Here is a 13,118-nt window from a genome sequence, read left to right on the forward strand (position 1 = left end):
GTGGCCATCAGGCCGCTTTAACCGCCCTGATTTTTTTACTGTCAGCTGCACCTGACTCGGTTTTATCGTCAGCAGGGGTATCAAGAGCCGGGAGCTTACTGGTTCGCAAAATATGCTGCACGGCATCTTTCTGCTCGGCGAGATACAGGCCAAGATCTTCAGCCTGCGTTTCATCCATCTGCATTCCGCTTTGCAAAAGCCAGTCGGTAAACGCCTCTGCCATATCAAGCAGTTTGTCGTGAGCGTCAGCCTCTTTCTTACTGGCAAATGTCATTTTCTCTTCACCTTTTCTTACGACAACATATTTTGTTTCAACAGCCATCACGCACCTCTCATACTGTAGTTATGTACAGTATAACAGGGGCCGGAAAAAGTTGCAGCAAAATGTGCGTTACGTGTGCGCCTGCTGGGTTTCACGGGAGGCCACACTGCGCCGCCATGCGCCTGGAGCCTGACCATATTGCCGTTTAAAACTGCGGTTGAAGGATTGCTGAGAGTCAAAACCCAACGCGATCGCCACGTTCAGAATCGGTTCGTCGCTGTGGGTTAAGCGCTCAACGGATTTTTGCAGCTTTTGCGCGCGAATGTACCCGGCGAGAGGGTAGCCCGTATGTTCTTTAAACAGGCGCTGAAGGTGCCATTTCGAATAGCCGGAGCGCCTGGCGACGGACTCAATATCCAGACGGCTATCAAGGTTGTTGTCAATCCAGTCGAGTAAATCATGCATAAATGCGCCCGTGTTCATCGAGTTACCTCCACGCAGCCTGTTAAATGGTATCTTTATCTGTTGCATTTAAAGGTGGCGCGTTTTTGCAGTAATTGCAAGTTTTATTGTTGCATTTAAATCCTTACCTGAAACGGGCCTTTTTAACATCCGATCGAATAGCACATAAAGTGCAACAATTATTCTTGCACTTAGTTAAGCGCCTTCCTACAATCGCCGCGAATAGTGTATTCGCAACTGTTACAGTTTTGTGGCGATGAACGACACAAATGGCCTTAAGCCAGCCCGGACAAAGGAAGTGGCGCGGTGCCTCCTGCCGCGTCTTGCCCGGCGGCTACAATTACCGGAATAAAAATAATGAGCCTGCAAAAAACCTGGGGAAACGAACCTCTGCATGCGCTGGGAGCGATATTGCTCTCCCTGTTGCTTATCGGATGTGATAACAGCGCCGCGCAAAATGCTGCACCACCTGCGCCCGCCGTCAATGCTGCTGATGTGGTTGTGAAATCCATTAGTCAGTGGGATAGCTTTAACGGCCGGATCGAAGCCGTGGAGAGCGTTCAGCTTCGCCCCCGCGTCTCTGGCTATATCGACAAAGTGAATTTCACCGACGGCCAGGAGGTGAAAAAGGGTGAGGTGCTGTTCACGATTGATGACAGAACCTATCGTGCCGCGCTGGAGCAGGCGCAGGCGACGCTGGAGAGAGCCAAAACGCAGGCCAGCCTGGCCCGAAGCGAGGCTAACCGTACCGATAAACTCATCAATACCAACCTGGTATCCCGTGAAGAGTGGGAGCAGCGCCGTGCGGCCGCCATTCAGGCGCAGGCCGATATTCGCGCCGCGCAGGCTGCGGTAGACGCCGCGCAGCTTAACCTCGATTTCACGAAAGTAACGGCACCGATTGATGGCCGCGCCAGCCGCGCGTTGATCACCAGCGGTAATCTGGTCACGGCGGGCGACAGCGCCAGCGTGCTGACAACGCTGGTCTCGCAGAAGACGGTGTACGTCTACTTTGACGTGGATGAGTCAACCTACCTCCACTATCAAAACCTCGCCCGCAGCGGGCAGGGGGCGTCCAGCAATCACACTGCACTACCGGTTGAAATTGGCCTGGCGGGTGAGGAAGGGTATCCCCATCAGGGCAAAGTGGATTTCCTGGATAATCAGCTGGCGCCGAGTACCGGTACGATCCGTATGCGCGCGCTGCTGGATAACGCGCAGCGTCAGTTCACGCCGGGTCTCTTCGCTCGCGTTCGCCTGCCGGGCAGCGCTGAATTCCAGGCCACGCTTATTGACGACAAAGCGGTGCTGACCGATCAGGATCGCAAATATGTTTATATCGTGGATAAAGAGGGCAAAGCACAGCGACGCGATATTACGCCAGGGCGCCTGGCGGACGGCTTACGCATCGTGCAGCAGGGGCTGAAACCCGGCGATAAAGTCATCGTCGATGGTTTACAAAAAGTGTTTATGCCGGGTATGCCGGTTAACGCGAAAACCGTCGCCATGACCGCCAGCGCCGCCCTCAACTGATCATCTGACCTGAGAATCCTACCCATGGACTTTTCCCGCTTTTTTATCGACAGGCCGATTTTCGCTGCCGTCCTGTCGATTCTGATTTTTATCACAGGATTAATCGCCATCCCGCTGTTGCCGGTGAGCGAATACCCTGATGTCGTACCGCCAAGCGTACAGGTGCGCGCGGAGTACCCGGGCGCCAACCCGAAAGTGATTGCTGAGACCGTGGCAACGCCGCTGGAAGAGGCGATCAACGGCGTTGAGAACATGATGTACATGAAATCCGTCGCGGGTTCTGATGGCGTGCTGGTGACGACCGTCACTTTCCGTCCTGGAACCGACCCGGATCAGGCGCAGGTTCAGGTACAAAACCGCGTGGCGCAGGCCGAGGCGCGTCTGCCGGAGGATGTGCGCCGTCTGGGCATCACGACGCAGAAACAGTCTCCTACGCTGACCCTGGTGGTGCATCTGTTTTCGCCTGGCGGTAAATACGACTCTCTGTATATGCGCAACTACGCCACGCTGAAAGTGAAGGACGAACTGGCGCGTCTGCCCGGTGTCGGCCAGATCCAGATTTTTGGCTCAGGCGAATACGCGATGCGCGTCTGGCTGGATCCCAATAAAGTAGCGGCGCGCGGGCTGACCGCCTCGGATGTCGTCACGGCGATGCAGGAGCAAAACGTGCAGGTGTCGGCCGGGCAGCTGGGCGCCGAGCCGCTGCCGAAGGAGAGCGATTTCCTGATCTCCATTAACGCCCAGGGGCGTCTGCATACCGAAGAAGAGTTTGGCAATATCATTCTCAAAACGTCTCAGGACGGGTCGCTGGTACGCCTGCGCGACGTGGCGCGTATTGAAATGGGATCGGGCAGCTATGCGTTGCGTTCGCAGCTTAACAATAAAGACGCGGTCGGGATCGGTATCTTCCAGTCTCCTGGCGCAAACGCCATCGATCTGTCTAACGCGGTGCGCGCTAAAATGGCGGAACTGTCCACCCGTTTCCCGGAAGATATGAAGTGGGCGGCACCTTACGATCCGACGGTATTCGTGCGCGATTCCATCCGTGCGGTGGTGCAAACGCTGCTGGAAGCGGTAGTGCTGGTCGTACTGGTAGTGATCCTCTTCCTGCAAACCTGGCGTGCGTCGATCATTCCGCTGATCGCGGTGCCGGTTTCGGTCGTGGGGACGTTCAGCGTTCTCTACCTGCTGGGCTTTTCGCTTAATACCCTGAGTTTGTTCGGGCTGGTATTGGCTATCGGTATCGTGGTGGATGATGCCATCGTGGTGGTGGAAAACGTCGAGCGAAATATCGAAGAGGGGCTTGCTCCGCTTGCGGCGGCGCATCAGGCGATGCGTGAAGTGTCCGGGCCGATTATCGCGATTGCGCTGGTATTGTGCGCGGTGTTTGTGCCAATGGCGTTCCTTTCCGGCGTCACCGGCCAGTTCTACAAACAGTTTGCGGTGACGATTGCCATTTCGACGGTGATCTCCGCCATCAACTCGCTGACGCTCTCGCCAGCGTTGGCTGCTCTGCTGTTAAAACCGCACGGCGCACCGAAAGATTTCCCGACCCGGCTTATCGATCGTCTGTTCGGCTGGATTTTCCGACCGTTTAACCGCTTTTTCCATCGTAGCTCGACTGGCTATCAGGGGCTGGTGGGTAAAACGCTCGGCCGACGTGGCGCGGTGTTTGTGGTGTATCTGCTGCTGCTGTGTGCCGCAGGCGTCATGTTTAAAGCGGTTCCCGGTGGCTTTATTCCGACACAGGATAAGCTGTACCTGATTGGTGGCGTGAAAATGCCCGAAGGCTCGTCGCTGGCGCGTACTGATGCGGTGATCCGCAAAATGAGCGAAATCGGGATGAATACCGAAGGCGTGGACTATGCGGTTGCTTTCCCGGGGCTGAATGCGCTGCAGTTCACCAATACGCCGAACACCGGAACGGTCTTCTTTGGCCTGAAGCCGTTCGACAAGCGTAAACACAGTGCTGCGGAAATTAACGCTGAAATCAATGCGAAAATTGCGCAAATCCAGCAGGGCTTTGGCTTCTCCATTCTGCCGCCGCCGATTTTGGGGCTGGGGCAGGGGTCGGGTTATTCCCTGTACATTCAGGATCGTGCCGGTCTTGGCTATGGCGCATTGCAGAACGCGGTGAATACCATGTCCGGTGCGATTATGCAGACGCCGGGGATGCATTTCCCGATCTCGACCTACCAGGCCAACGTTCCACAGCTGGACGTGCAGGTTGACCGTGACAAGGCGAAAGCGCAGGGCGTGTCGCTGACCGATCTGTTCGGTACGCTGCAAACCTATCTGGGCTCGTCTTATGTGAACGACTTCAACCAGTTCGGGCGTACCTGGCGTGTAATGGCGCAGGCCGACGGACCGTACCGCGAGAGCGTGGAGGATATTGCGAACTTACGTACCCGTAATAACCAGGGTGAAATGGTGCCGATTGGCAGTATGGTTAAGATCAGCACCACCTACGGGCCGGATCCGGTGATCCGCTACAATGGCTACCCGGCGGCTGACCTGATTGGCGATGCCGACCCGCGCGTACTCTCGTCCGCCCAGGCGATGACGCAGCTGGAAGGTATGTCTAAGCAGATATTGCCGAACGGAATGAATATTGAATGGACGGATCTGAGCTTCCAGCAGGCGACACAAGGTAATACGGCGCTGATCGTCTTCCCGGTCGCGGTGCTGCTGGCCTTCCTGGTGCTGGCGGCACTGTATGAAAGCTGGACGCTGCCGCTGGCGGTGATCCTTATCGTGCCGATGACAATGTTGTCCGCGCTGTTTGGCGTCTGGCTGACCGGTGGCGATAACAATGTGTTCGTGCAGGTAGGACTGGTGGTACTGATGGGGCTGGCGTGTAAAAACGCGATTCTTATCGTGGAGTTTGCCCGCGAGCTGGAAATTCAGGGCAAAGGTATCATGGAAGCCGCGCTGGAGGCCTGCCGCCTGCGTTTACGCCCGATTGTGATGACCTCCATTGCCTTCATCGCCGGAACCATTCCGCTGATCCTTGGCCACGGCGCAGGCGCAGAAGTGCGCGGTGTCACCGGGATTACGGTCTTCTCCGGGATGCTGGGCGTCACGTTGTTTGGTCTGTTCCTGACACCGGTGTTTTACGTGACGCTGCGTAAATTCGTTACGCGCGGTAAAGAGGAAAGGGACGTTCTGCCTGCATAGGGATGTTGCAGAAAACAAAAAAGCGCCTTCACAGTAAGGCGCTTTTTTTTCACATCAGATCAACCGTTAAAACGTTTCTTTATACTGGGCCATAAGCTCAGGTACCGGATCGCAGCCGCTGCTATCGGCTTTTTTGACCTCTTCCAGCGCGCTTGCCACGGTGTGTCGGGCTAATACCGCCAGCGAAGCCTGCTCAGCTTCTTCGGATACCGATTTAAAGTACCAGCAGGCGTTAGCGCTGACCACACAGCGAGCCGGTACGTCAGGACGCGACGCCCACAGCTTTTTATCTTCAGTGACCGAAAGGTAGATGTCACGCAGGGTGATCTCTTCCGGCGGGCGCCCAAGATGAATGGAGCCGTTGCGGCCAAGCGTGGAAACGATAATTCCGTCACGCGTAAGGGGAACCATCAATTTGCGGATAAAGCTCGGGTTGGCTTCCAGGCCGTAGGCCAGAACGCCACTCGTCGAACGTTTACCTAATTGCTCCGCCATCGCTACGCTGAGGACCATCTGCAAAGCTGTCGGGAAGCGGTAATCTAACATTTCTCTGTCCTGGGTCGCGGTGAATCTTGTTCTTTTTGGCACCGCAGAGGTGAATAAGCAATAAACAACAATATAACAAATAGGGTAATTTTTTTGAAGCAATCTGCGGCATTTGCGATCAAACACCCTGTTCTGGTTTAGCTAAACGTGCGGTTCGGGAAGGCAACCGTCACCAGGAGGCCACCTTCTGCGGACGCCCTCAGGGCTGTACTTCACGGCATTTTCAATGAGATTGTCTATCAGCGATATCAAACTTTGCCTGACGCCGATAATCCGGATGTTCTCCTCAGCGAAGAATTCCAGTTCAATTCTGCGCGCTGAGGCTAACGGTTCCAGCTCGGCCATTCGCTCCGGTATGAGCGACGTTAGCGGCACGGACTCCTTCGCGGCGTCAATGCGTGCCTCACTGTGCTGCGGTACGGCTTTTAAGGGGGAGAGAGCGTCAGGTGTGCGTAAAATGCGGAGCGCTGGCGCCGACAGGCAGTTGGGGCTCCAGCAAGTATATGCAAACGTATTACGGCGTGAGCGATGCCCAGTCGGCGGCATCGGGGTTTGCCCGACATGACGCCGGCGCAGGGATTTACGCCTGGTCGATGGATCTTGACTGGAACCACAAGCTCACCGCCCGCTGGAGCGTGCTTGCCGCAGCGGGCGTAACGCAGTTGACGGGAGAGGCAGGCGATAACCCGATTGTGTAACGAAAAACGTCGCCCACGGGGAGTTTGAAAGTGACGTATCTTATCTCATTAATACCTGAAACAGCTGAACAAAGATATATATTGTCGCTGCCACTTGTATCGTCCGGAACCCCCATCTGAAATAGCGCCATTCATGGCGTTCTCTGGCATCAGCTGCTTCAATAGCGGGGTCAGAACATTTTCTTTTCCTGGCCCTGAATGCACTGATTATCCACAAGATGAGAAGAAAGATGACGATGGTTTTCTCAAGGATTGGATTACCCACAAAATGTGACTCCGTCCTGCCCGCGGTTACAAGCAGGATGGATGAACTACCTTCACATAGCAACCACTAAATGTAGGGGTAATATTCGTTTTCGCTCTGGTGGATTTGCAGTGATTCCGTCACGAGATGTTTTACTCGTAAAATTCGACTTATATTTTGCCAAGCAAAATATTCAACATCCGGCGCAACGGTTCTGCCGCCCCCCATAATAGCTGATCGCCCACCGTCAGAACCGAGTAAATAGGGGCATTATTCAGGGACATTTTTTTGTAACGGCCAACGCCAACCTGTAGCGAACCGCTGATGTAAGCTGGGGTCAATCGACTGACACTTTCATCCTTGTTATTGGGTACGTAGTTAACCCAGGGGTGGGAATGCGTTACTAAGCTTGCGAATTCTTTTTCGCTGACTTCACGCTTGAGCTTCAGGGTGATGGCAGCACTATGGCACCGGATCACGCCGACACGAATACACAAACCGTTTACCGGGATTGTACCTGGAGAAAGCCCAAGAATCTTGTTCGTTTCTGCCTCACCTTTCCACTCTTCGCGGCTATTCCCATCGCCTAAATCGCTATCAATCCATGGAATGATGCTGCCCATAAGAGGTACGCCGAAATTCTGGATGGGCATGTCAGCACTGTTAATAAGCTCACTGACTTTATTGACTAAAGGAAGCACCGATCCTGATGACATGAGTTCATCTGAGGATAAATGCTGACTGATATATGCGCTTTGAGCGATTAATTCTCTAACATATTTAGCCCCTGCACCTGATGCAGACTGATACGTCATTACGCTCATCCATTCGATTAAGTCAGCCTTTATCAGTCCAGCAAGCCCCATAAGACTCAGGGTGATGGAGCAGTTGCCACCAACAAAAAGTTTAATTCCTTCTTTGATTGCACGATCAATATTAGAACGATTGACGGGGTCGAGAATAATACAGGCTTTCTCATCCATCCGTAACGCTGAGGCCGCATCAATCCAGTAGCCTTTCCAGCCATGATCAATCAAATCAGGATATATTGCTTTAGTATAATCACCGCCCTGACAGGTTATAATGATATCCATTTCGGACAGGGCGTTGATTGAATTAGCATCTTTTAGCGTATAGCCGACGCCACCAATGACAGGACCGGCGGCACCTGCACTTGAAGTACTGTAAAAATGCACAGAAATACCGTCGAAGTCGTTCTCTTCGACCATTCGCTGTAACAAAACAGAACCTACCATTCCTCGCCAACCGACGATGCCAACCTGCTTCATTTGCTTAACCTTTGTAATGTTATGATATTGTTAACTTGTGTTCGGAGGACGTTATATCGCATCTAAAGTTGAAGGTCATTACGTATGGCATCAGATTTAATCATTATTAAAATGTTTCATACGGCATCAGTGATTTTTATAGCTAAACCAGACAAAAAATTCACATTCACCGGGTATTAAATAAATAATCATGGGCTGGCGCGTCATACATAAGTAATGAGCGTTAAGCATTTAGAGCAATTGCGGACATACGAGCCACACATATTACGTCGCTTTCATTAAGGGCTAAGAAGGGCTCTGAATGGTTAAGGTTGAGGAAATAAAAATGAGGAATTCGCCTGCCTGGATGAAGAGGTTTATCTGTTATCTTTTTTTTAAAATCCGCTTCCGGCACAAGCAAGACCGCAAGCGGACAATCTCAACACCTCATCACATCCCTTAGCGATACAGCGTCTTTTCCGCAACAGGGATAACCAGCGCGGATCGCCAGTCCGCCAGCGTCAGCTGCGCAAGCCTGCCCAGCGCGGTGTAAAACGGATGACCCGCATTGTCGACAAATACCGACAGGAAGCGGGTACTCCACGGCAGCAGGTGCCACGCCAGGAGCTGGTCGCACTCCGAATCGCGGCCATTCTCAATCAGCCACGCCGCCAGCAGCAGCAGGGTACCGAAATGATCTTCCGGTTCGTTCTGCTGCATCTCAAAAGCGATGCCGTTTTCACGCATCCACTGGCGCAGCGCAAGGGTTGAGTCACCAAACAGCACGGATTCGCGATCCAGCCAGACGGAACCCCACGGCGGAGCGGGCAGGGCATAAGGGCCAATAAACAACCGTTGCCAGGCGTCCGTCAGCGGCTCATCGGAAGACGTGGCAAAGGTATCGGCAACGGGCTGCAGCGTTTCCGGAGACAGGGGCCAGTCCTGAACCCATTTGCCAGCGGTAAGGGCCTGTACCAGGGGCGCAGTCTGCTCGCTGTCAGGAGCGAAATAAAACAGCGCGCTCAGCACCCGGGCGCTGAACGCGAACGATTCACGCTGTAAGACGTCTTTCATTAAACCTTCCTTGCTTGCGCGGGGCACGCCCGCGCGACTGTGTTAATCAGTAATACACACCATAGAATAAACCACGGCCATCCGTTTCACCCCTTATACCTTCTCAATCTGTACCAGGTTGGTGTGCTGCGGGTTGCCCTTGGCCAGCGGAGACGGGCGATGGGTCGTCAGGGTGTTGATGCAGGAGCCGTGGTCGATACGATCGCCATTCATATTGGCGTCATGCCAGGCGCCCTGGCCCATGGCACTCACGCCGGGCATGATGCGAGGCGTGACTTTCGCTTCAATTCTCACCTCACCGCGATCGTTAAACACGCGCACCGTATCGCCGTTCTTAATGCCGCGTTTTTCGGCATCGAGAGGATTAAGCCAGACCTCCTGGCGGCAGGCCGCTTTCAGCACGTCAACGTTACCGTAGCTAGAGTGGGTACGGGCTTTGAAATGGAAGCCAAACAGCTGCAGAGGATACTGCGCGCGCGCGGGGGCATCCCAACCGTCAAATGTTGAGGCATAGACGGGAAGAGGGCTGATGGTTTCGTCTTTTGCCAGTTCCCAGGTCGCTGCAATTTCAGCCAGCTTACTCGAGTAAATTTCAATCTTACCCGATGGCGTTTTCAGCGGATTGGCTTCCGGGTTTTCGCGGAACTTTTTATACGCCACAAAGTGTCCGTTCGGATCTTTGCGCTTATAAATGCCCATTTTCTTCAGCTCATCATAGGACGGCAGTTGAGGGTCTTTTTCGAGCATTTTGGCATACAGATACTGCAGCCATTGCGCTTGCGTCCGTCCTTCGGTGAATTTCTGATGGATATCCGGCCCAAGACGTTTCGCCACTTCACTCATGATCCAGTAGATGGGCTTGCGTTCAAACTTCGGTGCGGTGACGGGCTGGAGGAAAATCAGGTAGCCCATGTTCCCGGCGTAATCGTTAGGAATAATATCTTCCTGCTCGACGGTCATTAAATCCGGCAACACAATATCGGCATACTTCGCTGACGACGTCATGAAATTATCGATGACGACAATCATTTCGCACTTGCTTTCATCCTGCAGGATATCGTGGGTTTTATTGATATCGGAGTGCTGGTTGATGATGGTGTTACCCGCGTAGTTCCAGATGAACTTAATCGGCACATCCAGTTTATCTTTACCGCGCACCCCGTCGCGCAGGGCAGTCATTTCCGGTCCGCGGGCGATGGCGTCCGTCCAGCTAAAGCAGGAGATCTGCGTTTTGACCGGGTTTTCCGGCAGCGGCATCCGTTCGATGGTGATGGTGTACGTCGACTCACGCGCGCCGCTGTTACCGCCGTTGATCCCTACGTTGCCGGTCAGGATCGGCAGCATCGCGATGGCGCGGGACGTCAATTCGCCGTTCGCCTGACGCTGTGGACCCCAGCCCTGGCAGATATAGGCTGGCTTCGCAGAACCGATCTCCCGGGCAAGCTTAACGATACGATCGGCCGGTATGCCCGTAATGCGCGAGGCCCACTCCGGGGTTTTCGCCGTTCCGTCATCGCCCTGGCCGAGAATATACGCTTTGTAGTGCGCGTTAGCCGGCGCGCCTTCCGGCAGCTTTTTTCGTCGTAGCCGACGCAGTACTTGTCGAGGAAAGGCTGGTCGACCAGATTTTCGTTAATCATTACCCATGCCAGACCGGCCACCAGCGCGGCATCGGTCCCTGGACGAATTGGGATCCATTCATCTTCACGTCCGGCTGCCGTGTCGGTATAGCGCGGATCGATGACAATCATACGCGCGTTGGACCGCTCGCGAGCCTGCTCAAGATAATAGGTAATCCCGCCCCCGCTCATGCGCGTTTCCGCCGGGTTGTTGCCGAACATCACCACCAGTTTGGTGTTTTCGATATCCGAGGTGCTGTTACCGTCATTGCTGCCGTAGGTGTAAGGCATTGCGCAGGCGATTTGCGCCGTGCTGTAGGTGCCGTAGTGGCTCAGGAAACCGCCGTAGCAGTTCATCAGGCGCGCCACCAGCGACGCGTAAGGGGAGGAGCGGGTGATATTGCCGCCGACAATCCCGGAGGAGTAGTTGATGTACACCGCTTCATTGCCGTATCTGGCGACCACGTCTTTCAGGCTGGCGGTGATGGTGTTGAGCGCTTCATCCCAACTGATACGCTCGAACTTGCCTTCACCGCGCTTGCCCACGCGCTTCATCGGGTAGTTCAGACGGTCAGGGTGGTTGATGCGACGGCGAATAGAACGTCCGCGCAGGCAGGCGCGAACCTGGTGATTGCCGTAGATATCCTCGCCGGTGTTATCCGTTTCGACCCAGTACACCTCATCGTCGCGGACGTGCAGACGCAATGCGCAGCGGCTGCCACAGTTAACCGAGCAGGCGCCCCAGACGACTTTATCGTCAGCAGGTTTCGTGGCGCTTTGCACTGCGGCGGCAACGCGTTTCACGCCAAAAGGCAATGAGACGCTACCGGCGGCGAACGCCAGCGATCCTATCGCCGTAGATTTCACGAGTGTTCGACGGCTAATCCCGCCGTGATGTTCGATATCGGACATGGCTCACCCCACCAATGTAATTGCGTATTATTTTTCCCGAAATGATAACCGGGCTAATGGTGGGGTGAGTGTTACTGATTTAGGGGTAGTAAATATTAATCCTTATCAAATCAAAGGGGATTGAGGGGAAATTACTGCGGTTCAGTTGGCGCATTATCCTGACTGGCGGACGCCGCTCCGCTCCCGGTGCGGGTGTACAGAATTTTAAAGGTGTCGTTGGCACAATGGCCTACCACCTGTGCGTCCGGCTGATCGGCCTGATCGTTCGGCACAATGTTCAGCGTGAACCCTGACTCGGGCACGCCGTTGTTGATGATCTTCTGCTGAATATCGCTTTTCACGCGCTCGCAGGAATCGGGTGCCGCCAGTGCGGCCGTTGAAGCACTCATTAACAGCAGGGCGGTAATCCAGGGTAACCGTTTCATCTGTCGCTCCTTTTCTCTGTGTGTAGACATTAATTTTAGCAGGCTTCGTGTAAACAACTGTATTTGCTAATATGATTGGGAATAATCTCTCTGTACGGTAATCAATGTGAAGAAATATGCAGCGATAACGCTCCTGGCAGCCACTCTCGTGGGGTGTGACAACAACTCCACACCGCTGTCGTTTACGCCGGAGATGGCGAGTTTCTCGAACGAATTTGATTTTGACCCCCTGCGCGGCCCGGTTAAAGACTTTACCCAGACGCTGTTCAACGAGAAGGGCGAAGTGTCTAAACGGGTGACGGGCACCGTGTCGACAGAAGGGTGTTTCGATACACTGGAACTTCACGACCTGGAGGCCAACACCGGCGTGGCGCTGGTGCTGGATGCGAATTACTACATTGATGCCGAAACCCAGCAGCGCAAAGTGAAGTTGCAGGGGAAATGCCAGCTGGCCGAACTGCCGTCAGCCGGGGTGACGTGGGATACCGACGATAACGGTTTCGTGGTGGCGGCGCACGGCAAAGAGATGGAAGTGAAATACCGCTATGATGCCGATGGTTACCCGTTGGGCAAAACCACCGTCTCCGGGGATCAGCATCTGTCTGTCCAGTCGACACCGTCTAAAGACGTACGCAAAAGGATGGATTACTCGGCCGTGAGTTTGTTAAACGACAAGCCGCTGGGTAACGTGAAGCAGAGCTGCGACTACGATCGACACAACAATCCGGTGAGCTGCGATCTGATCATCACCGATGACAGCGTCAAGCCCGCCGTTGAGCGCAAGTACACCATCAAAAACACGATTGAATACTACTGAGCAATGTATTGATATTATTGCACAATGTAGGCCGGGTAAGCGCAGCGCCACCCGGCAAGAAAGACGGCGCAATTGTTAATG

11 protein-coding genes and 3 pseudogenes are annotated in these 13,118 nt (G+C 54.2%); 4 read left to right on the forward strand and 10 right to left on the reverse strand.

Annotation, left to right across the window (positions count from 1 at the left end):
- Positions 1-7: 7 nt before the first annotated feature.
- Both ACOTYN_RS02745 and ACOTYN_RS02750 read right to left on the reverse strand, forming a co-directional pair.
- Positions 8-322, reverse strand: a complete 315-nt coding sequence (locus tag ACOTYN_RS02745; protein ID WP_014883646.1) for a YebG family protein — start codon at positions 320-322, stop codon at positions 8-10.
- A gap of 69 nt (positions 323-391) precedes the next feature.
- Positions 392-745, reverse strand: coding sequence for a helix-turn-helix domain-containing protein (locus ACOTYN_RS02750; protein WP_047344090.1), 354 nt, complete (start codon positions 743-745; stop codon positions 392-394).
- 336 nt (positions 746-1,081) lie between these two features.
- On the opposite strand from ACOTYN_RS02750, the gene ACOTYN_RS02755 reads away from it, so the two are divergent.
- Together ACOTYN_RS02755 and oqxB are read left to right on the forward strand one after the other, a co-directional pair.
- Entirely contained in the window at positions 1,082-2,257 is a 1,176-nt protein-coding gene (locus ACOTYN_RS02755) for an efflux RND transporter periplasmic adaptor subunit (RefSeq protein WP_332956353.1), read from the forward strand.
- Between the two features lie 24 nt (positions 2,258-2,281).
- The gene (oqxB, locus tag ACOTYN_RS02760) at positions 2,282-5,434 is read left to right on the forward strand and encodes a multidrug efflux RND transporter permease subunit OqxB (protein WP_071922270.1); all 3,153 of its coding nucleotides are present in this window, start codon (positions 2,282-2,284) and stop codon (positions 5,432-5,434) included.
- 66 nt (positions 5,435-5,500) lie between these two features.
- Here oqxB and ACOTYN_RS02765 read toward each other — a convergent pair whose 3' ends face one another.
- Both ACOTYN_RS02765 and ACOTYN_RS02770 read right to left on the reverse strand, forming a co-directional pair.
- A complete protein-coding gene (locus ACOTYN_RS02765; RefSeq protein ID WP_023330297.1) occupies positions 5,501-5,980 on the reverse strand; it encodes an RrF2 family transcriptional regulator in 480 nt (159 codons plus the stop codon).
- Positions 5,981-6,169: 189 nt separating this feature from the next.
- Positions 6,170-6,391, reverse strand: a pseudogene (locus ACOTYN_RS02770) (sensor histidine kinase); the annotation flags it as partial.
- Between the two features lie 56 nt (positions 6,392-6,447).
- On the opposite strand from ACOTYN_RS02770, the pseudogene ACOTYN_RS02775 reads away from it, so the two are divergent.
- A pseudogene (locus tag ACOTYN_RS02775) lies at positions 6,448-6,678 on the forward strand (MipA/OmpV family protein); the annotation flags it as partial.
- A gap of 40 nt (positions 6,679-6,718) precedes the next feature.
- On the opposite strand, the gene ACOTYN_RS02780 reads toward ACOTYN_RS02775, so the two are convergent.
- The 6 genes and pseudogenes from ACOTYN_RS02780 to ACOTYN_RS02805 all read right to left on the reverse strand — a co-directional run bounded on the left by ACOTYN_RS02780 (position 6,719) and on the right by ACOTYN_RS02805 (position 12,220).
- A complete protein-coding gene (locus tag ACOTYN_RS02780; protein ID WP_014883667.1) occupies positions 6,719-6,943 on the reverse strand; it encodes a hypothetical protein in 225 nt (74 codons plus the stop codon).
- Between the two features lie 149 nt (positions 6,944-7,092).
- On the reverse strand, positions 7,093-8,211 hold the full coding sequence (gene asd / locus ACOTYN_RS02785; protein WP_071922269.1) for an aspartate-semialdehyde dehydrogenase: 1,119 nt from the start codon (positions 8,209-8,211) through the stop codon (positions 7,093-7,095).
- Positions 8,212-8,649: 438 nt separating this feature from the next.
- Positions 8,650-9,264, reverse strand: a complete 615-nt coding sequence (gene dmsD, locus ACOTYN_RS02790) for a Tat proofreading chaperone DmsD (protein WP_332956358.1) — start codon at positions 9,262-9,264, stop codon at positions 8,650-8,652.
- 93 nt (positions 9,265-9,357) lie between these two features.
- Positions 9,358-10,860, reverse strand: a complete 1,503-nt coding sequence (locus ACOTYN_RS02795; protein WP_332956374.1) for a DMSO/selenate family reductase complex A subunit — start codon at positions 10,858-10,860, stop codon at positions 9,358-9,360.
- A pseudogene (locus ACOTYN_RS02800) lies at positions 10,776-11,795 on the reverse strand (molybdopterin-dependent oxidoreductase); the annotation flags it as partial. The gene ACOTYN_RS02795 and the pseudogene ACOTYN_RS02800, both read right to left, overlap by 85 nt.
- Positions 11,796-11,926: 131 nt before the next feature.
- A complete protein-coding gene (locus tag ACOTYN_RS02805; protein WP_023330302.1) occupies positions 11,927-12,220 on the reverse strand; it encodes a DUF1161 domain-containing protein in 294 nt (97 codons plus the stop codon).
- Positions 12,221-12,326: 106 nt separating this feature from the next.
- On the opposite strand from ACOTYN_RS02805, the gene ACOTYN_RS02810 reads away from it, so the two are divergent.
- On the forward strand, positions 12,327-13,037 hold the full coding sequence (locus ACOTYN_RS02810) for a YnfC family lipoprotein (protein ID WP_047344084.1): 711 nt from the start codon (positions 12,327-12,329) through the stop codon (positions 13,035-13,037).
- Positions 13,038-13,118: the final 81 nt, after the last annotated feature.

Source organism: Enterobacter cloacae complex sp. IR5458 (assembly GCF_049238025.1).
Lineage (GTDB): Bacteria > Pseudomonadota > Gammaproteobacteria > Enterobacterales > Enterobacteriaceae > Enterobacter > Enterobacter kobei.